Source organism: Sphingobium sp. V4 (assembly GCF_029590555.1).
Classification (GTDB): Bacteria; Pseudomonadota; Alphaproteobacteria; order Sphingomonadales; family Sphingomonadaceae; genus Sphingobium.
On sequence record NZ_CP081001.1, the window covers coordinates 949,684 to 974,352 of the forward strand.

At 65.0% G+C, this 24,669-nt stretch carries 29 protein-coding genes and 3 tRNA genes; 25 read left to right on the forward strand and 7 right to left on the reverse strand.

The annotated features are described in order from the left end of the window. Positions 1-42 precede the first annotated feature (42 nt). From K3M67_RS04995 to K3M67_RS05005, 3 genes are all read left to right on the forward strand, one after another. Positions 43-119, forward strand: a tRNA-Asp gene (locus K3M67_RS04995). Positions 120-202: 83 nt separating this feature from the next. Further along, a tRNA-Asp gene (locus tag K3M67_RS05000) sits at positions 203-279 on the forward strand. A gap of 79 nt (positions 280-358) precedes the next feature. After that, positions 359-435, forward strand: a tRNA-Asp gene (locus tag K3M67_RS05005). A gap of 67 nt (positions 436-502) precedes the next feature. Here the strand turns inward: K3M67_RS05005 and aqpZ are convergent. The 5 genes from aqpZ to K3M67_RS05030 all read right to left on the reverse strand — a co-directional run bounded on the left by aqpZ (position 503) and on the right by K3M67_RS05030 (position 3,051). Beyond that, positions 503-1,234, reverse strand: coding sequence for an aquaporin Z (gene aqpZ, locus K3M67_RS05010; protein WP_066855704.1), 732 nt, complete (start codon positions 1,232-1,234; stop codon positions 503-505). Positions 1,235-1,497: 263 nt separating this feature from the next. Continuing rightward, positions 1,498-1,740: a DUF2842 domain-containing protein gene (locus K3M67_RS05015; RefSeq protein WP_066855701.1), complete on the reverse strand. Its 243-nt coding sequence runs from the start codon at positions 1,738-1,740 to the stop codon at positions 1,498-1,500. Then, a complete protein-coding gene (locus K3M67_RS05020; protein ID WP_066855697.1) occupies positions 1,737-2,324 on the reverse strand; it encodes a 5-formyltetrahydrofolate cyclo-ligase in 588 nt (195 codons plus the stop codon). Before K3M67_RS05020 ends, K3M67_RS05015 begins: the two co-directional genes overlap by 4 nt. Positions 2,325-2,528: 204 nt before the next feature. Continuing rightward, positions 2,529-2,864, reverse strand: coding sequence for a cell division protein ZapA (locus K3M67_RS05025; protein WP_066855694.1), 336 nt, complete (start codon positions 2,862-2,864; stop codon positions 2,529-2,531). Beyond that, positions 2,857-3,051, reverse strand: a complete 195-nt coding sequence (locus K3M67_RS05030; protein WP_232313639.1) for a hypothetical protein — start codon at positions 3,049-3,051, stop codon at positions 2,857-2,859. Before K3M67_RS05030 ends, K3M67_RS05025 begins: the two co-directional genes overlap by 8 nt. Before the next feature lie 179 nt (positions 3,052-3,230). On the opposite strand from K3M67_RS05030, the gene tkt reads away from it, so the two are divergent. The 3 genes from tkt to K3M67_RS05045 all read left to right on the forward strand — a co-directional run bounded on the left by tkt (position 3,231) and on the right by K3M67_RS05045 (position 7,523). Beyond that, positions 3,231-5,198 (forward strand): transketolase, encoded by a 1,968-nt coding sequence (gene tkt, locus K3M67_RS05035; RefSeq protein WP_285832465.1) that lies wholly within the window; start codon positions 3,231-3,233, stop codon positions 5,196-5,198. Positions 5,199-5,232: 34 nt separating this feature from the next. Next, positions 5,233-6,243 (forward strand): type I glyceraldehyde-3-phosphate dehydrogenase, encoded by a 1,011-nt coding sequence (gap, locus tag K3M67_RS05040; protein ID WP_066855687.1) that lies wholly within the window; start codon positions 5,233-5,235, stop codon positions 6,241-6,243. A gap of 77 nt (positions 6,244-6,320) precedes the next feature. Further along, entirely contained in the window at positions 6,321-7,523 is a 1,203-nt protein-coding gene (locus K3M67_RS05045) for a phosphoglycerate kinase (RefSeq protein ID WP_066855684.1), read from the forward strand. 20 nt (positions 7,524-7,543) lie between these two features. Here K3M67_RS05045 and K3M67_RS05050 read toward each other — a convergent pair whose 3' ends face one another. Together K3M67_RS05050 and K3M67_RS05055 are read right to left on the reverse strand one after the other, a co-directional pair. After that, complete coding sequence (locus K3M67_RS05050) at positions 7,544-8,743, reverse strand: MFS transporter (protein ID WP_066855681.1); 1,200 nt, start codon at positions 8,741-8,743, stop codon at positions 7,544-7,546. Continuing rightward, positions 8,740-8,961 carry a hypothetical protein gene (locus tag K3M67_RS05055; RefSeq protein ID WP_285832466.1) on the reverse strand — a complete coding sequence of 74 codons (222 nt, stop codon included), beginning with the start codon at positions 8,959-8,961 and terminating at the stop codon, positions 8,740-8,742. The genes K3M67_RS05050 and K3M67_RS05055 overlap by 4 nt, the downstream gene beginning before the upstream one ends. A 135-nt stretch (positions 8,962-9,096) precedes the next feature. Here K3M67_RS05055 and K3M67_RS05060 point away from each other — a divergent pair, with 135 nt between their 5' ends. The 19 genes from K3M67_RS05060 to nuoK all read left to right on the forward strand — a co-directional run bounded on the left by K3M67_RS05060 (position 9,097) and on the right by nuoK (position 24,662). Further along, positions 9,097-10,002 carry a fructose bisphosphate aldolase gene (locus tag K3M67_RS05060; RefSeq protein ID WP_285832467.1) on the forward strand — a complete coding sequence of 302 codons (906 nt, stop codon included), beginning with the start codon at positions 9,097-9,099 and terminating at the stop codon, positions 10,000-10,002. Between the two features lie 151 nt (positions 10,003-10,153). Beyond that, positions 10,154-10,846, forward strand: a complete 693-nt coding sequence (gene thiE / locus K3M67_RS05065; RefSeq protein ID WP_066856245.1) for a thiamine phosphate synthase — start codon at positions 10,154-10,156, stop codon at positions 10,844-10,846. Positions 10,847-10,876: 30 nt separating this feature from the next. Beyond that, positions 10,877-11,500 carry a cation efflux transmembrane domain-containing protein gene (locus K3M67_RS05070; RefSeq protein WP_066855675.1) on the forward strand — a complete coding sequence of 208 codons (624 nt, stop codon included), beginning with the start codon at positions 10,877-10,879 and terminating at the stop codon, positions 11,498-11,500. A gap of 73 nt (positions 11,501-11,573) precedes the next feature. After that, positions 11,574-12,662: a L,D-transpeptidase family protein gene (locus K3M67_RS05075; protein WP_285832468.1), complete on the forward strand. Its 1,089-nt coding sequence runs from the start codon at positions 11,574-11,576 to the stop codon at positions 12,660-12,662. Beyond that, entirely contained in the window at positions 12,659-13,219 is a 561-nt protein-coding gene (locus K3M67_RS05080) for a M23 family metallopeptidase (RefSeq protein ID WP_285832469.1), read from the forward strand. Before K3M67_RS05075 ends, K3M67_RS05080 begins: the two co-directional genes overlap by 4 nt. A 102-nt stretch (positions 13,220-13,321) precedes the next feature. Next, complete coding sequence (gene efp / locus K3M67_RS05085; RefSeq protein WP_066855666.1) at positions 13,322-13,885, forward strand: elongation factor P; 564 nt, start codon at positions 13,322-13,324, stop codon at positions 13,883-13,885. Beyond that, the gene (locus K3M67_RS05090) at positions 13,885-14,259 is read left to right on the forward strand and encodes a hypothetical protein (protein ID WP_066855663.1); all 375 of its coding nucleotides are present in this window, start codon (positions 13,885-13,887) and stop codon (positions 14,257-14,259) included. Before efp ends, K3M67_RS05090 begins: the two co-directional genes overlap by 1 nt. A 39-nt stretch (positions 14,260-14,298) precedes the next feature. After that, positions 14,299-15,114 carry an inositol monophosphatase family protein gene (locus tag K3M67_RS05095; protein ID WP_066855660.1) on the forward strand — a complete coding sequence of 272 codons (816 nt, stop codon included), beginning with the start codon at positions 14,299-14,301 and terminating at the stop codon, positions 15,112-15,114. A 127-nt stretch (positions 15,115-15,241) separates the two neighbouring features. Further along, positions 15,242-15,616 (forward strand): NADH-quinone oxidoreductase subunit A, encoded by a 375-nt coding sequence (locus K3M67_RS05100; RefSeq protein ID WP_066855657.1) that lies wholly within the window; start codon positions 15,242-15,244, stop codon positions 15,614-15,616. Next, entirely contained in the window at positions 15,607-16,161 is a 555-nt protein-coding gene (locus tag K3M67_RS05105) for a NuoB/complex I 20 kDa subunit family protein (protein WP_084438940.1), read from the forward strand. Before K3M67_RS05100 ends, K3M67_RS05105 begins: the two co-directional genes overlap by 10 nt. 1 nt (position 16,162) lies before the next feature. Next, positions 16,163-16,948 (forward strand): NADH-quinone oxidoreductase subunit C, encoded by a 786-nt coding sequence (locus tag K3M67_RS05110; RefSeq protein ID WP_285832470.1) that lies wholly within the window; start codon positions 16,163-16,165, stop codon positions 16,946-16,948. After that, positions 16,948-18,183 (forward strand): NADH-quinone oxidoreductase subunit D, encoded by a 1,236-nt coding sequence (locus tag K3M67_RS05115; RefSeq protein WP_066855651.1) that lies wholly within the window; start codon positions 16,948-16,950, stop codon positions 18,181-18,183. Before K3M67_RS05110 ends, K3M67_RS05115 begins: the two co-directional genes overlap by 1 nt. Continuing rightward, the gene (locus tag K3M67_RS05120) at positions 18,183-18,851 is read left to right on the forward strand and encodes a complex I 24 kDa subunit family protein (RefSeq protein WP_066855648.1); all 669 of its coding nucleotides are present in this window, start codon (positions 18,183-18,185) and stop codon (positions 18,849-18,851) included. Before K3M67_RS05115 ends, K3M67_RS05120 begins: the two co-directional genes overlap by 1 nt. Continuing rightward, positions 18,848-20,182 carry an NADH-quinone oxidoreductase subunit NuoF gene (gene nuoF, locus K3M67_RS05125; protein WP_066855645.1) on the forward strand — a complete coding sequence of 445 codons (1,335 nt, stop codon included), beginning with the start codon at positions 18,848-18,850 and terminating at the stop codon, positions 20,180-20,182. The genes K3M67_RS05120 and nuoF overlap by 4 nt, the downstream gene beginning before the upstream one ends. 2 nt (positions 20,183-20,184) lie before the next feature. Beyond that, positions 20,185-22,191 (forward strand): NADH-quinone oxidoreductase subunit NuoG, encoded by a 2,007-nt coding sequence (nuoG, locus tag K3M67_RS05130; protein WP_285832471.1) that lies wholly within the window; start codon positions 20,185-20,187, stop codon positions 22,189-22,191. Continuing rightward, entirely contained in the window at positions 22,188-23,237 is a 1,050-nt protein-coding gene (gene nuoH / locus K3M67_RS05135) for an NADH-quinone oxidoreductase subunit NuoH (protein WP_066855639.1), read from the forward strand. The genes nuoG and nuoH overlap by 4 nt, the downstream gene beginning before the upstream one ends. Further along, the gene (gene nuoI / locus K3M67_RS05140; protein ID WP_066855636.1) at positions 23,234-23,719 is read left to right on the forward strand and encodes an NADH-quinone oxidoreductase subunit NuoI; all 486 of its coding nucleotides are present in this window, start codon (positions 23,234-23,236) and stop codon (positions 23,717-23,719) included. The genes nuoH and nuoI overlap by 4 nt, the downstream gene beginning before the upstream one ends. 29 nt (positions 23,720-23,748) lie before the next feature. Continuing rightward, complete coding sequence (locus K3M67_RS05145) at positions 23,749-24,360, forward strand: NADH-quinone oxidoreductase subunit J (RefSeq protein ID WP_066855633.1); 612 nt, start codon at positions 23,749-23,751, stop codon at positions 24,358-24,360. Next, complete coding sequence (gene nuoK, locus K3M67_RS05150; RefSeq protein WP_004211745.1) at positions 24,357-24,662, forward strand: NADH-quinone oxidoreductase subunit NuoK; 306 nt, start codon at positions 24,357-24,359, stop codon at positions 24,660-24,662. Before K3M67_RS05145 ends, nuoK begins: the two co-directional genes overlap by 4 nt. Positions 24,663-24,669 lie beyond the last annotated feature (7 nt).

The following is a 24,669-nucleotide window of genomic DNA, read 5'->3' on the forward strand; positions in this document are numbered from 1 at the left end:
CAGCATCGGCGGACGCTCATAGACGGCGCTTCCACACCAAACGCGGGTGTAGCTCAGTTGGTTAGAGTGCCGGCCTGTCACGCCGGAGGTCGCGGGTTCGAGCCCCGTCACTCGCGCCACTTTCCCTGACCGGAAGGTGGAAATGGTGTAGAAGATCCGCATCGTCTGGCGGCCGAAAGGTTGCGAATGGATGCCACCCTGCGCGGGTGTAGCTCAGTTGGTTAGAGTGCCGGCCTGTCACGCCGGAGGTCGCGGGTTCGAGCCCCGTCACTCGCGCCACCTTCCTTCCAGGGGAGGTGATTTTCCCAGATTTGCAGACTCTGGCGGCCGTCCGGCCGGTAAGCGATGCACGCCCTGCGCGGGTGTAGCTCAGTTGGTCAGAGCGCCGGCCTGTCACGCCGGAGGTCGCGGGTTCGAGCCCCGTCACTCGCGCCATTCCCCCATGCAAGGATAGATGGCAGGGCCAGCGCCACGCATGGCGCCAGCCCGCCCGGCATGTGCCCTAGAGATCGCCGCCCGTTACTGCCGGGGGCAGTGGTTCGGTCGCGAGCCAGCGATAGACGCCGCCCGCTGCGAGCGCGCCCAGGGCAGGTGCGAGCCAGAACAGCCAGAGCTGGTGAAGCGCCAGTCCGCCGACCAGCAGGGCGGGGCCGGTGCTGCGCGCCGGATTGACCGAGGTGTTGGTGACGGGGATGCTGATGAGGTGGATGAGCGTCAGCGCCAGGCCGATGGCGATCGGCGCAAAGCCCGCCGGCGCACGGCTGTCGGTCGCGCCCAGGATCACCGACAGGAAGCCGAAGGTCAGCACCAGTTCGATCGCGAGACCCGAAGCGAGGCTGTAGCCGCCGGGCGACAGTGCGCCAAAGCCGTTTACCGCCAACCCATTGTCCGCAAGCGCGAAATCGGGCTGGCCGCTGGCGATGAACAGCAGCAGCGCGGCCGCGAGCACGGCGCCGACCAGTTGTGCCACGATATAGGGGGCGATGTCGCGCACCGGGAAGCGGCCGCCCGCCCACAGGCCGATCGTGACCGCCGGATTGAGGTGGCAACCCGAAATATGGCCGATCGAATAGGCCATGGTCAGGACTGTCAGCCCGAACGCCAGGCTGACGCCCAGCAGGCCGATGCCGACATCCGGGAAGGCGGCGGCCAGCACCGCGCTGCCGCAGCCGCCGAACACCAGCCAGAATGTTCCCAATGTCTCAGCGAAAAGCCTCTTGCTCAATGCAACCATCACCGTCTCCTGTGCCAGCGGGTCCATGCCACCAACGGCGTCGACGTCCGGGGCGGGGTGGCGCCGCCCGGCAGGAATGGGGAATGGCGAAAGCGGGCTGGCAGCGGCTCAACCGGCAGGGACAGGGATGGCCTGATCGACATGGCGACGCACTCCGTCCGGCAGCGACGGCGCGCCCGGACAGATGCGGGCTTCCGTTACGCTAGCTCAACATTGTTGATAATGATTCGCAACGCGCTTGTCACGGCCTAACTGCGCATGAACTATCCGCGTCGCCAGCGTCCCGTTTCCATCCAGGCGAGCAGACGCCGGAGCGGCAATATCCAGATCCAGACGATGCCGAGGACCACGTAGAGGGGTGTCTGCATCCAGACCGGGAGCGCGCCGATCGGGCCGGACAGGCTGGCGACGAGGACGGCCCACAGCGCGATCAGTCCGAGGATCGCGAGCATCCCGACGGGCTTGCGCCAGCTGGGCTGATGATAATGGCGCGGGTCGATGCTCACAGGTCCGGTCCTTCGATCAGTTCGACCTCGGTCAGGATGGCGTGCAGCGGGAGATCCCACGGATCGGCGGGTACTGCGTCCATTTCCTGCGCGGACCAGGCCATGCCCACGCGCAGCGCATCGGCGAAGCGGGCGAAGGCGCGGTCATAATAGCCGCCGCCCTGGCCAAGGCGGTTCATCGCGCGGTCGAAGCCGACCAGCGGCGCGATGATGACATCGGGCGTCACCGGGCCATCGCCCGGATCGGGGTGGCTGGTGCGGAACAGACCGGGAAGCAGCGGATCTTCGGGACGCCAGGGGAGAAAGTCCATGCTGCCCAGCCGATCGAGGACGCGCGGAAGGGCCACGATCTTGCCCATGACCTGGAGTTGCGCGGCCAGCCTCTGCGCGGGGGCTTCGTCGTCCAGCCCCATGTAGAGCGCCACCACCCGCGCGTCCGCCATGCGGCGGGCGAGGGGGGAGGGGAGAACCTTGAACGCGAGGCGGTGCGCCAGCGGATCGAGCGTGGCGACGAAGGCGCGCCGCCGGTCCCGGGCGATCCCCCGCAATGTCGATTTGTCGGCGGGAGGCGTCTCGTCGCTCATCATGGCCCTTGTGAAGTGGCGGGAAGGCGGAAGGGTGACGGGACCGCCTCGGTCGTTTGCTGGAAGATCCTCTGACGCCTCAACGTCAGGTGGGGACCATGTAGATCGGGCCGGAGCCCGCCCAGGGACAGCCCCCTAGGATGTGATTATCGCCTCAGGGATGTTCGCTAAAGCTCGTGCCGCGCAGTGCCCGTCACCGTCAATCTAGGCGCTTGGGGCGGGTGCGGCAAGCCCGTCGCGCAGCTTTTCTATCCTGAGCGCCAGCGCCTCGACCGCGCGGGCGGCCGCATCGTCATCCGCCTCCAGCGCCAGCCGTTCCTGTCGCCCGGCCAGTTCGCGCCGCAGGTCGTTGAGTTCGTCGGCCAGGAAGAGCGCGGCAAAGAGCAGGGTGCGGATTTCGGTAAGGCCCGGCGTCGATTGCTGGGCAAGGCGCGCCTTTTCCTCGATCATCCGCGCCAGATAGGCCATGTGCGGCTCGTCCCCGTCGCGGCAACCTATGTCATATTGGCGGCTGGCGATGTGCAGCGTGGTTTCAGCCATCGGTGCGCCCCTTCAGATCCGCGATCAGATCATCGAGCGACCGCAGCGCCGCATGGGCGGCGGGCACGTCGACATCGGGGGAGGAAGGGGACCGTGCAGCCGCCGCGATCCGGGCCACATCCTGTTCGAGCCGGCCGACCGCACGCTCCAGCGTGCCGATCGCCTGCATCATGCGCTCGCTTGCCATGACTCATCCATAGCGAAAGCCGGGCGCGCGTGAAAGCCGGGAAAGGGCGGTTCGGCGCGCCCTTGCCCCCTGCGATGGTTGACGCATGGGGCTTGACGCGACAAAGGAGGCCGCAACTCGACTCGCCCGCAGGTGCGCGGGCCGTCCCTATGCCTGTTCAGGAAAGACGCCCGCCCGCCATGACCGTTTCCGAAAAGTCGCTCGCCAACGCCATCCGGGCGCTGTCCATGGACGCCGTGCAGGCCGCCAACAGCGGCCATCCGGGTATGCCGATGGGCATGGCCGACGTTGCCACGGTGCTGTTCGGCGAGTATCTGAAATTCGATCCGACCCAGCCGAAATGGGCGGACCGGGACCGTTTCGTCCTGTCGGCTGGTCATGGCTCCATGCTGATCTACTCGCTGCTGCACCTGACCGGCTATGCGCGGCCGACGATCCAGGACATCGCCAATTTCCGCCAGTTGCACAGCCCCTGCGCCGGCCACCCGGAGAATTTCGAGCTGGCGGGCGTGGAAGCGACCACCGGCCCGCTGGGATCGGGCCTGGCCACCGCCGTCGGCATGGCGATCGCGGAACGACACCTGAACGCGCAGTTCGGCGACGATCTGGTCGACCATCGCACCTGGGTGATCGCCGGCGACGGCTGCCTGATGGAAGGCATCAACCATGAGGCGATCGGCCTCGCGGGGCACCTGAACCTGGGTCGCCTGATCGTGCTGTGGGACGACAACAAGATCACCATCGACGGTGCGGTCGACCTGTCGAGCAGCGAGGACGTGCTGGCCCGCTATGCCGCCACCGGCTGGCATGTCGTGTCGTGCGACGGCCATGACGTCGCCGACGTGCGCCGCGCGCTGGCGGAAGCGGTCGCCGATGCGCGCCCCTCGATCGTCGCCTGCGCCACCAAGATCGGCTATGGCGCGCCGAACAAGGCCGGCACGTCGGGTGTCCACGGCTCCGCGCTGGGCGAGGCCGAAGTCGCCGCAGCCCGCGAGTTTCTGGGCTGGACCGCTGAACCCTTCGTCATCCCTGACGACATCGCCACGGCCTGGAAGGCGATCGGCGCAAAGGGGGCAGATGCTCGTTCCGCATGGGAGGATCGCCTTGCAAGCAACGAGAAGGGCGCGGAATTTTCTCGTCGCATGGCCGGCGAGCTGCCCGCCGACTTCTCGCTGACCGCCTATATCGACAGCCTGATCGCCAACCCGCAGAAGGTCGCGACCCGCAAGGCGAGCGAGCTGGCGCTGGGCGCGATCAACGACCTGCTGCCCGAAACGCTTGGCGGTTCGGCCGACCTTACCGGATCGAACAACACCAAGACCAAGTCGACCGGGCCGCTGACGAAGAACGATTATTCGGGCCGCTATGTCTATTATGGCATCCGCGAATTCGGCATGGCCTGCGCCATGAACGGCATGGCGCTGCATGGCGGCGTCATCCCCTATGGCGGCACCTTCCTGGTCTTTTCCGACTATATGCGTGCCGGCATCCGGCTTGCCGCGCTCCAGCAGCAGCGCGTGATCCATGTCCTGACCCATGACAGCATCGGCCTGGGTGAGGACGGCCCGACCCACCAGCCGATCGAGCATGTCATGTCGATGCGGATGATCCCGAATCTGGACGTCTATCGCCCGGCAGATATCGTCGAGACGGCGGAGTGCTGGGAACTGGCGCTGAAGGATGCGACCGGCCCGTCGGTGCTGGCGCTGACCCGCCAGAACCTGCCGCAGCTGCGCACCGAAAAGAGCGAGAACCTGTCGGCGAAGGGCGCCTATCGCCTGGTCGCGGCCACCGCCGAGCGGCATGTGGTGCTGATCGCCACCGGATCTGAAGTCGAGATCGCGGTCGCCACCGCCAAGGCGCTGGAAGAACAGGGCATCGGCACCGATGTCGTGTCGATGCCGAGCTGGGCGCATTTCGAGGCGCAGCCCCAGTCATACAAGGACGAGCTGCTGCCCCATCATGTGCTGCGCGTGTCGATCGAGGCGGGCACGACCTTTGGCTGGGAACGCTATACCGGGATCGCCGGCCTGCGCTTCGGCATCGACAGCTTCGGCGCGTCGGCCCCGGCGGAAGCGCTGTACGACCATTTCGGCCTGACCGCGGCCAAGATCGCGCCGCAGATCGCGGCCGCGCTGAAGGCCTGAACCAAAATCACACGCAAACCGGGAGACAAGTGCAGTGGCAACGAAGGTAGCAATCAACGGTTTCGGACGCATCGGGCGCCTGGTGGCGCGCGCCATCCTCTCGCGCACCGATCATGATCTGGAACTGGTCAGCATCAACGACCTGGGCGACGCCAAGGCGAACGCCCTGCTGTTCAAGCGCGACTCGGTGCATGGCAACTGGGCGGGCGACGTGAGCGTCGATGGCGATTTCCTGGTCATCGACGGCAAGCGCATCGCCGTGACCGCCGAGCGTGACCCGGCCAAGCTGCCCCACGCGGCGCAGGGCGTGGAGATCGCCCTGGAATGCACCGGCATCTTCGCCGACAAGGCGAAGGCCAGCGCCCACCTGACCGCCGGCGCCAAGCGCGTGGTCATCTCCGCGCCCGCCACCGGCGTGGACAAGACCATCGTGTTCGGCGTCAACCACGACATGCTGACCGCCGACGACGTGGTGATCTCCAACGCGAGCTGCACCACCAATTGCCTCGCGCCGCTGGCGAAGGTGCTGCATGACGCGATCGGCATCGAACGCGGTTTCATGACCACCATCCACAGCTATACCAACGACCAGAACACGCTGGACCAGATCCACAAGGACATGCGCCGCGCCCGCGCCGCAGCCCTGTCGATGATCCCGACCACCACGGGCGCCGCCCGCGCCGTGGGTGAGGTTCTGCCCGCGCTGAAGGGCAAGCTGGACGGGTCTTCGGTCCGCGTGCCGACCCCCAACGTCTCGGTCGTCGACCTGAAGTTCGACGCCAAGCGCGCGACGAGCGTGCAGGAAGTCAACGAACTGCTGAAGGCCGCTTCGGAATCCGGGCCGCTCAAGGGCGTGCTGGGCTATTCGGACGAGCCTTTGGTGTCGATCGACTATAACAGCGATCCGCGCAGCTCGACCGTCGACAGCCTGGAAACGGCCGTGATCGACGGCACTCTGGTCCGCGTGCTGAGCTGGTACGACAATGAATGGGGCTTCTCCAACCGCATGATCGACACCACGGGTGTCGTGGCGAAGTTCCTCTAAGCCTTTCGAGACCCCGCCGGATCAAACCGGCGGGGTTTTTCTTCTACCGACCTTTATCTGCCAAGACAGGAGCGATCATGGCCAAGCCGTTCAAGACACTCGACGACATGGGCGACATCACCGGCAAGGTGGTGCTGGTGCGCGAGGATCTGAACGTGCCGATGCAGGATGGCTCGGTCAGCGACGACACGCGCCTGCGCGCGGCGATGCCGACCGTGCTGGAACTGGCCGATCGCGGTGCCAAGGTGCTGATCCTCGCCCATTTCGGCCGTCCCAAGGGGCAGAAGAACCCGGAATATTCGCTGTCGAAGATCACCCGACCGCTCTCTGCCGTGCTGGGTCGCGAAGTGCAGTTCATTCCCGATTGCCAGGGTGAGGCGGCGACGGACGGCATCGCGGTGATGCGCCCCGGCGACATCGCCATCCTGGAAAATACCCGTTTCCACCCTGGCGAGGAAAAGAACGACCCGGCGCTGGTCGAGGCAATGGCGGCGATCGGCGATCTCTATGTCAACGACGCCTTCTCCGCGGCGCACCGCGCCCATGCCTCGACCGAGGGGCTGGCGCGCAAGCTGCCCGCCTTTGCCGGGCGCTCCATGGAGAAGGAACTGGATGCGTTGCAGGCGGCCCTGGGCGAGCCGGTGACGCCGGTCGCGGCGGTCGTCGGCGGGGCCAAGGTCTCGACCAAGCTCGACGTGCTCAACAACCTGGTCGCCAAGGTCGATCACCTGATCATCGGCGGCGGCATGGCCAACACCTTCCTCTACGCGCGCGGCGTCGATGTCGGCAAGTCGCTGTGCGAAAAGGATCTGAGCGCGACGGCCGAGGCGATCTTCGACAAGGCCGAAGAGGCCGGCTGCATCATCCACCTGCCCTATGACGTGGTCGTGGCAAAGGAATTTGCCGCCAATCCGCCGTCGGTCCGCACCTGCAACGTGCATGAAGTGGCCGAGGACGAGATGATCCTGGACGTCGGACCGGCCGCCGTCGAGGCGCTGGGCGATGCGCTCAAAAATTGCCGCACCCTGGTGTGGAACGGTCCGCTTGGCGCGTTCGAAATCGCGCCGTTCGACACGGCGACGGTGGCGCTGGCGAAGACCGCGGCGGCGCTGACCAAGGAAGGCCAGCTGACATCGGTCGCCGGTGGCGGCGACACGGTGGCGGCGCTCAACCATGCCGGCGTGGCCGCCGATTTCAGTTTCGTGTCGACCGCCGGGGGCGCCTTCCTGGAATGGATGGAAGGCAAGGACCTGCCCGGCGTCAAGGCGCTGATGGGCTGAGCGGAAGGTACGTCCGGGCGTCAGCGTGCGAGGCTGGCGCCCCGGTCGAATAGCAGGAATGCCAGCGTGGCGACCCCGCCGATGGCCGCGCCCGCAAGCGCGCTCGCGGACCAGCCGCCAGCTTCATAGGTCGCCGATCCGATCACCGACCCGAGGGCGCCCACCAGGAACATCACGGTCACATAGGCCGCATTGATCCGCCCGCGCGCATGGGGATCCAGGGAGAAAATCAGCTTCTGGCCGGTCACCTGGCTCATCTGCACGGCGCCGTCGATCAGCACGGCCATGATGGTGAAACCGATCAGGCTGCCCGCTGCCACGCTCCAGTCCGCCAGCAGGAATCCCAGGCAGAGGCCAATCATCCCGATCAGCGACGCCGGCCGCGTCAGTCGGCGGTCGGCCATCCATCCGGCCACCGGCGCGACCAGCGCACCGCCCGCACCCGCCAGCGCGAATGCCCCGATACCGCCACGACCCAGATCGAATTCGTGGATCAGAGCGAGTGGCGCGGCGGTCCAGAACAGGTTGAAGGCAGCGAACATTGCCGCCTGGTAGAAGGCGCGCATCCGAACGACGCGATGCCTGACGAGTTGGGCGAAGGTCGACGCCAGCACCTGGCCATAGGCCATGCCGCCCCTGGGCTTGCGCTGAGGACAGGCGACGCGAAGCGCGACGCCCATCATGGCCATCACCACCGCGGACAGGATGAAGGTCGCGCGCCAGCCGACCGATCCGGCCAGGAAATTGGCGATGGGACGCGACAGCATGATGCCGAACAGCAGCCCACTCATCACGGTCCCGACGACCCGCCCCTGCTTTTCGGGTGCGGCAAGATGGGAGGCGAGGGGCACCAGCACTTGCGCGCCGGTCGCGCCGACGCCGGTGAGGATCGACGCGACGAGGAAGCTGGCCGGTCCATCGGAGAGGGCGATGGCGATGCAGCCGATGATGGTGGCGGTGATCGACGTCAGCACGATCCGCCGGTTTTCGAACAGATCCGCGAGCGGCACCACCAGGAACAGGCCTGCGCCATAGCCCAGTTGGGTTAGAGTGGTGACAAGCCCCGCCACGCCCGGCGAAAGGCCGATTTCCGGTCCGATCACGTCGATCAGCGTCTGGGCATAATAGAGGTTGGCGACGATCGCACCGCAGGCGACGGCCATCAGCAGCAGGGTAAAACGCGAAAGAGTTGCGGGTTTGGGGATGGCAATGCTGTTCATGGCGGCTCTATGGGTCGCGATGGGCCGACGTTCAACCCATGGCGGCCGGTTTCGTCGAATTGCGGCGCATTTGGCCGGCAGGCGGGTTTTTCGCGCAATCGACGCGCGAGCGGCACGTCGTGCCGATCCGCCCGCCCGCGCGCGCTTTGCGCCGACATGCCGGCGATGGCGGTCCAGTTGCGCCGATTTGCGGGTGATGTTCCCTTGCGGTGCGCCATGGGACTGGCTACCAGCCCCAAGAGCGGGGGTGATCGATCGAACATCGCGCCCGGCCGGCAGATGATGGAGCGTCTGCCGAAAATCCATTTTCGCACGCCCCCGCGAGGGCGTGCCCCAAGAGAAGGTATGTGCAGATGCTGGATCAGACCATGAAGCAGAAGATCGCCGACGGAAACGGCTTCATCGCCGCGCTCGACCAGAGCGGCGGATCGACGCCCAAGGCGCTCAAGGGCTATGGGATCGAAGAAGGCGCCTGGTCCAATGACGAGGAAATGTTCGGCCTGATCCATGCGATGCGCAGCCGTGTCATCACCGCCCCGCCCTTCACCGGCGACAAGGTGCTGGGCGCGATCCTGTTCGAGCGCACCATGGACGGAACGGTCGACGGCAAGCCGACGCCCGCCGCCCTGATCGAGCGCGGCGTCGTGCCCTTCATCAAGATCGACAAGGGGCTGGAGGACGAGGAAAATGGCGTCCAGCTGATGAAGCCCAATCCCGGCCTCGACGCGCTGCTGGCGCGCGCCAAGGGGCTGGGCGTTTTCGGGACCAAGGAGCGCTCGGTCGTCAACCTTGCCAACCGCGAAGGCATCGCGGCCGTCGTCGCGCAGCAGTTCGAGGTCGGCAGGCAGGTGCTGGCAGGCGGCCTGATGCCGATCATCGAGCCGGAGGTGAACATCAAGTCGCCCGAACGCGCCGAAGCCGACGCGATCCTGCTGGAGGAAATCCTCAAGAATCTGGATGCGCTGCCCGAAGGCGAACAGGTGATGCTCAAGCTGTCGCTGCCCGCCAAGGCCGGCCTGTTCGATCCGTTGGTCGACCATCCCAAGGTGCTGCGCGTCGTCGCCCTGTCGGGCGGCTTCAGCCGCACCGAGGCCTGCGTCGAACTGGCGAAGAATCGCGGGATCATCGCGAGCTTCAGCCGGGCGCTGCTGAACGATCTGCGCCACCAGATGAGCGACGAGGAATTCAACGCGTCGCTGGGCGAAGCGATCGACGAAATCCACGCCGCATCGGTTGCCAAGCAGCCGGTCGCGGCCTGAACCGACCGAGCCATGCCGGGCGGGTGGATGCTCGCCCGGCATTGTCACTTCGCTGACATATCGGCGCTCGGGTCGAGCGGGATGAGGGCCATGCGCTCCGTTCCGATCATGCCGCTCTTGGCGGATCGCCTTGAATGGCTATAAAGCGGGCATGACCGATTTTACCGATGAAGAACTGGCGCTCGACCCGCATTTCGCCGACCAGTTCGAGCAGGGCTTTCGCCCTGCCTGCCAGCTCTACCTGATTTCCCCGCCGACGATCGACGAGGGCTTCGTCGACCAGCTTGCCGCTGCTTTCGACGGGGGTAGGGTCGCTGCATTCCAGTTGCGGCTCAAGGGGCTGGACGAGGACGCGATCGCCCGCGCTGCCGAACCGTTGCAGCGGCTTTGCGCGGAACGGGAGGTCGCCTTCATCATCAACGACAGTGCGCAGCTAGCGCATCGGTTGGGCGCGGACGGCGTCCATCTGGGGCAGGGCGACGGCGATCCCAAGGCGGCGCGCAAGCTGCTTGGCCCCAGGGTGCAGATCGGCGTCACCTGCCATGACAGCCGCCATCTGGCGATGGAAGCGGGCGAGGCGGGCGCTGATTATGTGGCGTTCGGCGCCTTCTACCCCACCACCACCAAGGATACGGCGCATCGCCCCGACCCGTCGATCCTGGGCTGGTGGACGACCCTGTTCGAACTGCCCTGCGTCGCGATCGGCGGCATCACCGCCAACAATGCCGCGCCGCTGGTGGCCGCGGGCGCCGATTTCCTGGCGGTGAGCGGGGCGGTTTGGAACCATCCCGAAGGTCCCAAGGCGGGTGTGGCGGCCTTCGCCGCGTTGCTGGGTCGCGGCTGACGGGTCGGCAGGGGCACTGGGGAGGCGGGAATGGCGGACCAATGTTGCTCTTCCAAGGCCGGTGAACTGGAGCGGCTGGCGCGGCGGGCGGATCAGCGCCGGGTGCTGGTGACGGTGCTGGCGATCAACGCCATCATGTTCGTCCTGGAATTTGCGGCCGGCATCTGGGCGGGATCGACGGCGCTGATGGCCGATGCGACCGACATGCTGGGCGATGCGCTGGTCTACGCGCTCAGCCTTTATGCGCTGGACCGGTCCGATCGCTGGAAGGCCGGGGCGGCGCTGGCGAAAGGCGGTTTTATCCTGCTGCTGGGCGTCGGCATCATCGCCAATGTCATCGACAGGCTGCAAAGCGGCGTGCCGCCGGCATCGACGCTGATGCTGGCCTTCGGAGCGCTCGCGCTCGTCGCAAACCTGGTCTGCCTGCGCCTGCTGTGGCGGTTTCGCGGGCTGGACGTGAACATGGCGAGCACGTTCGCTTGCTCGCGCAACGACGTCATCTCCAATATCGGCGTTCTGATCGCGGCCGGGGCGGTCGCACTGCTGGGTTCGCCCTGGCCGGATATTCTGATCGGCTCTGCCATGGCGCTGCTGTTCCTGCGGTCGGCCGCGCGGGTCGTGGCCGAGGCGTGGCCGATCTGGCGCGCCGCCTGACAGGCCAGCCCGGAGGGGCGCAGCCTTCCGCCCGCTCGTGCGTTCTTTCCGTGTCTGACAGGAGAGAATAGCCTTGCGAAATCCTCTGCTTCTTGCCGTGCTTTTGTGCGGCGCCTGCAATGTGTCCGTCACCGACGCCAATGAAAGCGCGCCCGCGAACAAGGCGGTGCCGCCGGGCAAGGCGGTCGCTGAACCGGCGGACCGGAACGGCGACTATGCGTTCGAGATCGTGCCGGAACAGAAGGCGTGGCAGGCGAACCCCGTTCTCCAGGCGCAGGTGGCGCTCGATCGGCGCGGCTTTTCGCCCGGCGTGATCGACGGCAAGGACGGCATGAGCTTCAAGTCGGCGTTGCGCGGCTTCCAGGTGGCGCAGGGATTGCCGGTGACGGGCGCCTATGACGAAAAGACCGGGATCGCGTTGATGGAGGGGGAGAAGCGGCCGACAAGCTGGCTCGTGAAGATCCCGCCGGGCTTCGCGCGCGGTCCCTTCTTTGGCATTCCCAAGGGGCTGAACGAACAGGCGAGCCTGCCCGCGCTGACCTATCGCAACCTGCTCGAAAAACTGGCCGAGCGGTTCCATACCACGCCGGAGGCGCTGACGGCGCTGAACCCGCCGGGCACCAGGGTCGGTCCCGGCCTCACCATCCGGGTGCCCGCGGTCGACAACCAGCCCGTCGCGCGCATTGAGGGGGACGAGCGTGGATGGGGTGAAACGCTCGCCAGCCTGGGTGTCGCAAAGGATCAGCCGCAGGCCGACCGGATCGTCGTCGACAAGTCCGAAGGACTGCTGAAGGTTTATGGTGCGGACAAGCGCCTGATCGCGCAGTTTCCGGTGACGACGGGATCGCAGCATGATCCTCTGCCGCTGGGCGAATGGACCGTCAGGGGGGTCAGCCGCAATCCGGATTTTCATTATAATCCCACCCTCTTCTGGGACGCTTCGGCGAAGGATGAGAAGGCGGTGCTCAAGCCCGGCCCCAATGGCCCGGTCGGCGTGGTGTGGATCGATCTGTCCAAGGATCATTACGGCATCCACGGCACCCCCGAGCCGCAGACGATCGGCCGCACCGAAAGTCATGGCTGCATCCGCCTGACCAACTGGGACGCGGCCCGGCTGGCGCAGATGGTGAAGAGCGGGGTTAAGGCGACGTTCCAGGCATGAGGGCGAGGTCGTGGGCCGGCATGGCGGTGGCGGCGCTGCTATGCGTCGGCTTTGCCCGCTATTGCGTGCGGATCGTGCCGGCGGATGCGCCAACGGCGTCCGGCGGTGAGGGGCCGGTCGATAATGGCGCTCTGCTGATCCCGGTGGAAGGCGTGCCCCCGTCGGCGCTGGCCGACACATTCACGCAAGCCCGCGCCGGCGGCGCCCGGCCGCATGACGCGATCGACATCATGGCGGCGCGGGGCAGGGCGGTGCTGGCGGTCGCCGACGGCAGGGTCGAAAAAATCTTCTGGAGCGACCAGGGCGGGCGCACCCTTTACCAGCGATCGGGCGACGGTCGGCGCCTCTATTATTACGCGCATCTCGACCGCTATGCGCCGGGCCTGCGCGAGGGGCAGGCAGTCCGGCGGGGACAGTCGATCGCGACGGTGGGCAGCACCGGCAATGCCGACCCTGGGGCGCCGCATCTGCACTTCGCGGTCCATGCCGTGCGACCGGGCGAGCCATGGTATGGCGGGAGGCCCATCAATCCCTATCCGTTGCTGGCGACACGCTGACCTTCGCCCCCTTGCCCTTCGTCCCGTCCCGCTGTAAAGGCGCGCGCAGCCTCGCAGAGGCCGGCTCTTTTCCACATTCAGACATATAGGCAGGCTCTTCCCATGAAGATCAGCGGCGTCGAGATTCGTCCCGGCAACAATATCGAGTATGACGGCAGCCTGTGGCGCGCCGTGAAGATCCAGCACACGCAGCCCGGCAAGGGCGGCGCCTATATGCAGGTGGAACTCAAGAACCTGATCGACGGCCGCAAGAACAATGTCCGTTTCCGGTCGGCCGAAACCGTCGAGCGCATTCGGCTCGACACCAAGGATTTCCAGTATCTCTACGCCGAAGGCGACATGCTGGTGTTCATGGATACCGAAACCTATGAGCAGATCAACCTGGCCCAGGACCTGATCGGCGACGCGTCCGCCTTCCTTCAGGACGGCATGATGGTCGTGCTTGAAATGTATGAGGAGCGCCCGATCAGCGTCCAGCTTCCCGAAACCATCGAGGCGACGGTCGTGGAGGCCGACGCGGTGGTGAAGGGCCAGACCGCATCGGCCAGCTACAAGCCCGCCATCCTCGACAATGGCGTGCGCGTCATGGTGCCGCCGCACATCGTCACCGGCACGCGCATCGTCGTCGACGTGTATGAGCGCGAATATGTGAAGCGCGCGGACTGATGCCGATGGGGCGCAGCGTGACACTGGCCGCCGCCATCGCGACGGCGCTGGCGATCGGCGTCATGCCGGCTGCGCTCCACGCCCAGTCGACCGCGCCGACGAAAGCGCAGATCGACAACGCGGCCCATGTGCTGCGCGTGGTCATGACGGCGCTCCAGTCGAGCGAGGTCGAGCAGCCGGTCAAGAACGCGCTGTTCGACTGCCTCTATTCCAATTCGATCGGCAAGATCAGCGAGGCGACGGACAAGGTGATCGCCGCCAATGCAGGCAAGGTCGATCGCAAGGACGCGTCGCAGATGCTGGCGGTGATCGCCGGCACTTGCGGCTATCGTCCCGCCGCCGGCCCGGCCGCCAGGCCCGCCCCCAAGAAATAATCCAGCAGGCCGCTCCATTCCGGGCGGCGGAGAAAATATATGGTATCGCACTCCGGCCTTCTAACCGTCATGGAACGCGCCGCGCGCAAGGCGGGCAGCAAGCTGCGCCGCGACTTCGGCGAGGTCGAGCATCTCCAGGTCAGCCGCAAGGGGCCGGCGGACTTCGTGTCCAAGGCCGACCAGCAGGCCGAAAGGACGCTGGTCGAGGAATTGCAGAAGGCACGCCCCGACTGGGGTTTCCTGCTGGAGGAGGGCGGCGAGATCGCCGGCGATCCCAACAAGCCGCGCTGGATCATCGATCCGCTCGACGGCACGACCAACTTCCTGCACGGCATCCCGCATTTCGCCATCTCGATCGCGGTCGAGGAGCCGTTGTTCGGTGGATCGAAGCGCGAAGTGACGACCGGCCTCATCTACCAGCCCGTCACGGACGAGAGCTATTGGGCGGAAAAGAGCCGGGGCGCCTGGCGCCATGACCAGCGGTTGCGCGTGTCGGCACGCCGCGACCTGGCCGACTGCGTGATCGCAACCGGCATTCCGTTCATGGGCCATGGCAACATGGCGGAATGGACGCGCATCTTCGGCGCGGTCGCGCCCTCGGTCGCGGGCATCCGCCGTTTCGGCGCCGCCTCGCTCGACCTCGCCCATGTCGCGTCGGGCCGGTACGACGGCTATTGGGAAAGCGGCCTCCAGCCCTGGGACGTCGCGGCGGGCCTGTTGCTGGTTCGCGAGGCGGGGGGGTTCGCCAGCGATTTCCGCGGCGGCGACCAGCCGATCGAGCGCAAGGAAGTGATCGCCGGGAACGACGCCATCCATTCCAAATTGCATAAGTTGGTTGCTGGAGCGTTGCGCTGACGCATCTTGCGCCAAGCGGCTCAGTCACTTGGTCTTTTTGCGATTCATTCTCACGCCCCTGGCCCCTTGCTTCGCATATGCAGCGGGCCTAAAGCGCCCTCACATTTCATTCGCCCAGGGGATTCCGTTGGTCGATCTAGCCCAATATCTGCCGATCCTGATCTTTCTCGGGATCGCTATGCTGCTTTCCACCGCATTCGTCTTTCTGCCGATGCTGGTGGGCCGCCTGACCGGTGCGCACAAGCCGGACCCTGCCAAGCTCTCCGAATATGAGTGCGGTTTCCCCGCCTTCGAGGAGCCGCGCAGCCAGTTCGACGTGCGCTTCTATCTGGTCGCGATCCTCTTCATCATCTTCGATCTTGAAGCGGCGTTCCTCTTTCCCTGGGCGGTAAGCCTCGACCAGATCGGCTGGGCCGGCTGGGCGACGATGATGATCTTCATAGCGGAGCTGGTGCTCGGCCTCGTCTATGCGTGGAAGAAGGGAGCACTCGATTGGGAGTAGAACTGACCAGCCCCATGCCCGGCACCATGCCGCCCGTGGGGACGCAGCCCGACCAGGACTTCTTCAACGCGCTGAACAATGAGGTCAGCGACAAGGGTTTTCTGGTCACCTCGACCGAGGAACTGTTCCAGTGGGCGCGCACCGGCTCGCTCTGGTGGATGACCTTCGGCCTCGCCTGCTGCGCGGTGGAGATGATCCACGTCAACATGCCGCGCTATGACATGGAGCGCTTCGGCGCCGCGCCGCGCGCGTCTCCGCGCCAGTCGGACGTGATGATCGTCGCGGGCACGCTGTGCAACAAGATGGCTCCGGCGCTGCGCAAGGTCTATGACCAGATGTCCAACCCGAAATATGTGATTTCGATGGGCAGCTGCGCCAATGGCGGCGGCTATTATCACTACAGCTATTCGGTGGTCCGTGGCTGCGACCGCATCGTGCCGGTCGACATCTATGTGCCGGGTTGCCCGCCGACCGCCGAGGCGCTGCTCTACGGTATCATGCAGTTGCAGCGGAAGATCCGCCGGATCGGGACGATTGAGCGTTAATATGGGCCATTCTGCACCCAAGATCGTGAACCCCGAAGGCATCGCCGAGGAAATCGGCGCGCTGCTGGGGTCGATGCTGGTCGAAACCGTCGACCATGCCGACGAGCTGAGCTTCACCGTCGTGCGCGAGGAGTTGGCCAACGCCATGACCCTGCTGCGAGACATGGGCCATTATCAGCAGCTGATGGAAATCGCCGGCGTCGACTATCCGGATCGTCCGGAGCGGTTCGAGGTCTGCTATCATCTGCTGAGCGTCACGCGGAACCATCGCATCCGCGTGAAAGTGTCCACGGACGAGGACACGCCGGTACCCACCGTCACGCACCTGTGGCCGGTCGCGGGCTGGCTGGAGCGCGAGGTGTTCGACATGTATGGCGTCGTGTTCGACGGCAATACCGACCTGCGCCGCATCCTGACCGACTATGGTTTCAAGGGGCATCCGCAGCGCAAGGACTTCCCGCTGACGGGCTATGTCGAGCTGCGCTATTCCGAGGAGGACAAGCGCGTCGTCTACGAACCGGTCAAGCTGGCCCAGGACTTCCGCAGCTTCGATTTCATGAGCCCATGGGAAGGCGCGCAATATGTGCTGCCGGGCGATGAGAAGGCGGCTGCGGTTCCGGCTGCGCCTGCCGCTCCGACGCCCAAGGTGACGGAGAAGAAGGCCGATACCGGCGCGGGTGAGGCCGCCAACAAGCAGGCTGAGGAAAAATCCGCTGACGCGCCGGTCAAGCCGGCCGCCCATACCGATGAAGGCAAGGGGGCTGCCAAGCCCGAAGGTAAGGCCTGATGTCCGACTATCTGGAAAAGCTGGACCATGTCACCGATGCGGCCGATCCGACATATGGTGACACGGAAATCCAGAACTACACGATCAACTTCGGTCCACAGCACCCCGCTGCGCACGGCGTGTTGCGTCTGGTCATGGAACTGGACGGCGAAATCGTCGAGCGCTGCGACCCGCATGTCGGCCTGCTGCATCGCGGCACCGAGAAGCTGATCGAGTACAAGACCTATATGCAGGCGCTGCCCTATTTCGACCGGCTGGACTATTGTTCGCCGCTCGGCATGGAGCATAGCTATGTGCTGGCGGTCGAAAAGCTGCTGAACCTGGAAGTGCCGCTGCGCGCGCAATATCTGCGTGTGTTCTTCGCGGAGCTGACCCGGATCTGCAATCACATGCTGAACCTGGGGTCGCACGTCATGGACGTCGGCGCGATGACGCCGAACCTGTGGCTGTTCGAAATCCGCGAGGATTGCCTCAACTTCTTCGAGCGCGCGTCGGGCGCCCGTATGCACTCGGCCTATTTCCGGCCGGGCGGCGTGCATCAGGACGTGCCCCTGAAGCTGCTGACCGACATTGCCGAGTGGCTCGATACCCGCCTGCCGCGCCTGTTCGAGGATGCGATGAGCCTGGTGGTCGACAACCGCATCTTCAAGCAGCGCAATGTCGATATTTCGGTCGTGAGCAAGGAAGACGCGCTGAAATGGGGCTTTTCCGGTCCCATGCTGCGCGGTTCGGGCATCGCCTGGGACATCCGCAAGGCGCAGCCCTATGACGTGTATGACCGGATGGAATTCGATGTCCCGGTCGGCACGCAATATGACTGCTATGACCGGTTCATGGTCCGCGTCGAGGAAGTGCGCCAGTCCGCGCGCATCATGAAACAGTGCCTCAACGAAATGCCGGAAGGGCCGATCGCGAGCTTCGACCGCAAGGTTGTGCCGCCCAAGCGCGGCGAGATGAAGCGCTCGATGGAAGCGCTGATCCATCACTTCAAGCTCTACACCGAGGGCTTCCATGTCCCGGCAGGCGAAGTCTATGTGGCGACCGAGAGCCCTAAGGGCGAATTCGGCGTCTATCTGGTCAGCGACGGCAGCAACAAGCCTTATCGCTGCAAGATCCGCCCGACCGCCTTTTCGCACTTGCAGGCGATGGACTTCATGATGAAGGGCCACATGCTGGCCGATACGACCGCTGTCCTGGGCGCCATGGACATCGTGTTTGGAGAATGTGACCGCTAATGGCTGACGCAGTGCATATCCCGGACGAGGCCGAAACCCGTGCGCGCTGGGGCGCGTTCGAGTGGACCGCCGAAAATGCCGAACAGGCCAAGAAAGTGATCGCCCGCTATCCCGCCGGTCGCCAGCAGTCGGCGGTGATGCCGCTGCTTGACCTGGCCCAGCGTCAGGTCGGTGCGGAGACGCAGACCCAGGGCTGGCTGCCCGTGCCGGTGATGGAATATATCGGGCGTCAGCTCGATATGCCCTACATGCGCGTCTATGAGGTCGCGACCTTCTACACCATGTACAATCTGGCGCCGGTTGGCCGTTACCATGTGCAGGTGTGCGGCACGACGCCGTGCATGTTGCGCGGGTCGGATGACGTGTTCGCCGCGTGCAAGAATAAGGGGCTGGTGAAGGGCGGCACGACCCCGGACGGCCTGTTCACGCTGACCGAAGTCGAATGCCTGGGTGCCTGCGCCAACGCGCCGATGGTGCAGATCAACGACGATAATTACGAAGATCTGACCTATGACAGCATGAGCGCTGTCCTTGAGACGCTGGCCGCTGGCGGCCAGCCCAAGATCGGCCCGCAGATCGACCGTCAGACGAGCGCGCCCGAAGGCGGCCCGACCACTCTGAAGGAGATGGTCACGGAAAATCACGACTATCGGGGGGATTGGGCATGACCGACGCACCCGCTCCGGCTCCTTTCGTCGGCCCGCTGGCCGATAAGGACCGCATCTTCACCAACGTCCACGGCTTCCAGGATTGGGGCATCGACGCCGCCATGAAGCGCGGCGATTGGGACAATACGAAGAAGCTGATGGAAATCGGCCAGGACGCGATCATAGACACCATCAAGGCGTCGAACCTGCGCGGCCGTGGCGGCGCCGGCTTCCCGACCGGCATGAAGTGGAGCTTCATGCCCAAGGAAAGCAAGGATGGCCGTCCCAGCTTCCTGGTCATCAACGCCGACGAATCCGAACCGGGTTCGTGCAAGGACCGCGAAATCATCCGCCACGATCCGCACAAGCTGATCGAAGGCGCGCTGATCGCCGGTTTCGCGATGCGCGCGCGCGCCGCCTACATCTATATCCGCGGCGAGTTCATCTACGAGGCGAAGGTACTCTTCGCCGCTGTCGAGCAGGCCTATGAAAAGGGCTTCATCGGCAAGAATGCCTGCGGTTCGGGCTATGATTTCGACGTCTTCGTCCATCGCGGCGCTGGCGCCTATATCTGCGGCGAGGAAACCGCGCAGATCGAAAGCATCGAGGGCAAGAAGGGGCAGCCGCGCCTGAAGCCGCCTTTCCCGGCAGGGGCGGGCCTCTATGGTTGCCCGACCACCGTGAACAATGTGGAATCGATCGCGGTTTCGCCAACGATCCTGCGCCGTGGCGCGGCCTGGTTCAACGGCTTCGGCCGCGAGAATAATCGCGGCACCAAGCTGTTCCAGATCAGCGGTCATGTGAACAAGCCCTGCGTCGTCGAGGAATCGATGTCGATCCCGTTCCGCGAACTGATCGACCGCCATTGCGGCGGCATTCGCGGTGGCTGGGACAATCTGCTGGCGGTCATTCCGGGCGGGTCGTCGGTGCCTCTGGTCCCCGCCAAGGAGATCATGGACGCGCCGATGGATTTTGACGGCCTGCGCGCGCTCGGCTCCGGCCTTGGCACTGCCGCCGTCATCGTCATGGACAAGTCGACCGACATCGTCCGCGCCATTTCGCGACTCTCCTACTTCTACAAGCATGAGAGCTGCGGCCAGTGCACGCCATGCCGCGAAGGCACCGGCTGGATGTGGCGGGTGATGGAGCGTCTGCGCACCGGCGATGCCGACCAGAGCGAAATCGACATGCTGTTCCAGGTCACGAAGCAGGTCGAAGGCCACACCATCTGCGCGCTCGGCGACGCGGCGGCCTGGCCGATCCAGGGGCTGATCAAGCATTTCCGCCCGGAAATCGAGCGTCGGATCAACGAGAACAAGGGTAGCGCCCCCGTCATGGAGGCAGCGGAGTAACCATGCCGAAGGTCAAAGTAGACGGCGTAGAACTGGAAGTCCCGGCCGGGGCGACGGTTCTCCAGGCTTGCGAGCAGGCGGGGAAGGAAATCCCCCGCTTCTGCTATCATGAGCGCCTTTCCATCGCCGGCAATTGCCGCATGTGCCTGGTCGAGGTGAAGCCCGGACCGCCCAAACCGCAGGCGTCCTGCGCGCTTCCGGCCACCGAAGGCCAGGAAATCCGCACCGACAGCGAAATGGTCAAGAAGGCCCGCGAGGGGGTGATGGAGTTCCTGCTCATCAACCACCCGCTGGACTGCCCGATCTGCGACCAGGGCGGCGAGTGCGATTTGCAGGACCAGTCCATGGCCTATGGCCGGGGCGGCAGCCGCTTCGAGGAGAATAAGCGCGCCGTCACCGAGAAATATATGGGTCCGATCGTCAAGACGGTCATGACCCGCTGCATCCAGTGCACGCGTTGCGTGCGCTTTGCCGAGGAAGTTGCGGGCGTGCCGGAAATCGGCGCCATCTATCGCGGCGAGAATATGCAGATCACCACCTATCTCGAACATGCCGCCAAGAGCGAGCTGTCGGGCAATGTGGTCGACCTGTGCCCGGTCGGCGCGCTGACGTCGAAGCCCTACGCCTTCGAAGCGCGTCCGTGGGAACTCAAGAAGACCCATGCGATCGACGTGATGGACGCCGTCGGCACCAACATCCGCCTCGACAGCCGTGGCCGTCAGGTGCTGCGCGCCGTGCCGCGCATCAATGATGACGTGAACGAGGAGTGGGCGTCAGACAAGACCCGGCACAATGTCGACGGTCTGGTCCGCAAGCGCCTGGACAAGCCCTATGTCCGCAAGGATGGCAAGCTGGTCCCGGCGACCTGGGCGGAAGCCTTCGCCGCCGTTGCGGCGGTCCAGCATGGCGGCAGCGTCGCGGCCATCGCGGGCGACCTGCTCGATTGCGAAACCATGTTTGCCGGCAAGGCGCTGGTCGAAAAGCTGGGCGGCAAGATGCTGGAAGGGCGCCAGACCGGCCTGTCCTATGACGTGTCGAGCCTGTCTTCGGTGGTGTTCAACACCCCGCTGGCCGATCTGGAAACCGCCGATGTGATTCTGCTGGTGGGCACCAACCTGCGCTGGGAAGCGCCGCTGGTGAACACCCGCATCCGGAAGGCGATCAAGAAGGGCGCGAAGGTCTTTGGCATCGGTCCCGAATTCGACCTCACCTACAAGGTCGAATGGCTGGGCAATGACGCCGCGCTGCTGGCCAAGCTGCCTCAAGCGGTGGTCGAGGCGTTCGGCAAGGCCGCGCGGCCCGCGATGATCGTGGGCGGTGGCGTGCTGGCCAAGGATGGCGCGCATGGCGACACGCTGGCGCTGGTCGAGACGTTGGGCCTGATCAAGGATGGCTGGAACGGCTATAACGTCCTCCACTTCGCGGCCGCGCGTATGGGCGGGCTGATGCTGGGCTATGCGACGCAGGGCGGCATCAGGGCGGTGGCGGCTGCCAAGCCCAGGCTGCTTTTCTCGCTGGGCGCCGACGAAGTGGATTATTCGGCGTTCGAGGACAGCTTCAAGGTCTATGTCGGCCATCATGGCGACAAGGGCGCGCACGCGGCGGACGTGATCCTGCCGGGGGCAAGCTATGCCGAAAAGGCGGGCACCTACGTCAATCTGGAAGGCCGGGTGCAGCGCGGCGAAAAGGCGGTGTTCGCGCCGGGCGACGCCCGCGAGGACTGGTCGATCCTGCGCGCGCTTTCGGAAGCGCTGGGCGCCAAGCTGCCGTTCGACAACTTCGAGCAACTGCGGGCCGAAATGGGCAAGGCGGTTCCGGCGCTCGCGCAGGAGGGGCTGGCCGATTATGGCTGGTCCTTGCCGTCGCTGCCGACCGGCGCCACCGGCGAACTGGGTTCGCCGATCAAGGATTTCTACCTCACCAACGCGATCTGCCGCGCCAGCCCGACGATGCAGCAATGCTCGGCCGAGCTGATCCATGGTGAAAGCTTCGCGGAGGCCGCAGAGTGACCGCTTTCTTCCAAGGCCTGGGCCTGCCGTTCGAAGGCGCCTGGCTGCTTTCCACTGTCGTGGGCATTCTGCTGATCGCGCTGCCGGTCATGCTGGCCGTCGCCATGATCATCTACGCCGACCGCAAGATCTGGGCGGCGATGGCGCTGCGTCGTGGCCCCAACGTCGTCGGCCCCTTCGGCCTGCTCCAGTCCTTCGCGGACGGGCTCAAGGTCTTCCTCCAGGAAACCATCGTCCCGTCGGCCGCGAACCGGGCGCTGTTCCTGATCGCGCCGATCATCACCTTCACGGTGGCGCTGATGGCCTGGGCGGTGATCCCGTTCCAGGTGGGCGTGGTGCTGGCCAACATCAACGTCGGCCTGCTTTACATCCTGGCCATCTCGTCGCTCGGCGTTTATGGCGTCGTGCTGTCGGGATGGGCGTCCAACTCCAAATATCCCTTCTACTCGGCGATCCGCGCGTCGGCGCAGATGATCTCTTATGAAGTCTCGATCGGCTTCATCCTGATCTGCGTCGTGCTGTGGGCGGGCAGCTTCAACCTGACCGCGATCGTGGAAAGCCAGAAGGGCTATTATGGCCTGCTGAACGGCAACGGCTTCAACCCGCTGCTCTTCCCGATGGCGATCATGTTCCTGATATCCGCGATGGCGGAAACGGCGCGCGCGCCGTTCGACCTGACCGAAGCGGAGTCGGAACTGGTCGCTGGCTACCAGACCGAATATTCGTCCATGGCCTTCGCGCTCTTCTGGCTGGGCGAATATGCCAACGTCATCCTGATGTGCGCGCTGAACGCGATCCTGTTCTGGGGTGGCTATCTGCCGCCGCTGGACTGGGCGCCGCTCTATTATGTGCCGGGCATCATCTGGCTGTTCGCCAAGATCCTGTTTTTCTTCTTCGTCTTCTCATGGGTGAAGGCGACGGTGCCCCGCTACCGTTATGACCAGCTGATGCGGTTGGGCTGGAAGATCTTCCTGCCGACCTCGCTCTTCTTCGTCTTCCTGGTTTCGGGCTTCCTCATGCTGACGCGCTATGGAGGCGCACAATGAGCCTCGGTTACTACGTCAAATCCTTCACCCTGTGGGAGTTCGTGAAGGCGCACTGGCTGACCTTGAAATATTTTTTCAAGCCCAAGGCGACCATCAATTATCCCTATGAGAAGAACCCGATCTCGCCGCGGTTCCGGGGCGAACATGCATTGCGTCGCTACCCGAACGGGGAAGAGCGCTGCATTGCGTGCAAGCTGTGCGAGGCCATCTGTCCGGCGCAGGCGATCACCATCGAGGCGCAGCCGCGCGACGATGGCAGCCGCCGCACGACGCGCTACGACATCGACATGACCAAGTGCATCTATTGCGGCTTCTGCCAGGAAGCCTGCCCGGTCGATGCCATCGTCGAGGGACCGAATTTCGAATTCGCGACCGAAAGCCGCGAGGAGCTGATCTACGACAAGGTCAAGCTCCTGGAAAATGGTGACAAGTGGGAGCGTGCGATCGCTGCCAACCTTGCCGCCGATGCACCCTATCGTTAAGCCGCCGGCATCAAGGGGAATATGATCCTGTGATCCACGTTATCGCCTTCTACCTGTTCGCCATTCTGGTGGTGAGCAGCGGCGCGCTCACGATATTGTCGCGCAACCCGGTCCATTCGGTTCTCTGGCTGATCCTGGCCTTCTTCAACGCGGCCGGCCTGATGGTCCTGCTCGGCGCCGAATTCATCGCGATGCTGCTCGTCATCGTCTATGTCGGCGCGGTCGCCGTGCTGTTCCTGTTCGTGGTCATGATGCTCGACATCGACTTCGCCGAACTGCGCGCGGGCTTCGTCAGCTACCTGCCCTTCGGCCTGCTGATCGCGGCGGTGCTGCTGGCGGAAATCGTGCTGGGCATCGGCCTGTGGAGCGCGGGTCCGATCGAGCTGGCGCAGCGCGCCGCGCCGGCAAACCCCGAACTCAGCAACATTCAGGCGATCGGCGGCATTCTTTATACCCGCTACATCTTCCTGTTCGAAGCGGCGGGCATCGTCCTGCTGGTCGCGATGATCGGCGCCATCGTGCTGACCCACCGCGCCCGTGGCGGCGTCCGTGGCCAGAATGTCGCGAAACAGAACCGCCGTCGTCCGCAGGACGCCGTGCGCAACATCAATCAGCCCGTGGGGCAGGGGGTGGAGCTGTGATCGGCCTTCAACATTATATGGTGGTCAGCGCCATCCTCTTCGTGATGGGGGTGCTGGGCATCTTCATCAACCGCAAGAATGTCATCATCATCCTGATGGCGATCGAACTGATCCTGCTCAGCGTGAACATCAACCTCGTCGCCTTCAGCGCCTTCCTGGGCGATCTGGTGGGGCAGGTCTTCTCGATGTTCGTGCTGACCGTCGCGGCGGGTGAGGCGGCCATCGGTCTTGCCATCCTCGTCATATACTTCCGTGGTCGCGGCACCATCGCCGTCGACGATGTCAACCGGATGAAGGGCTGAGCCGCTA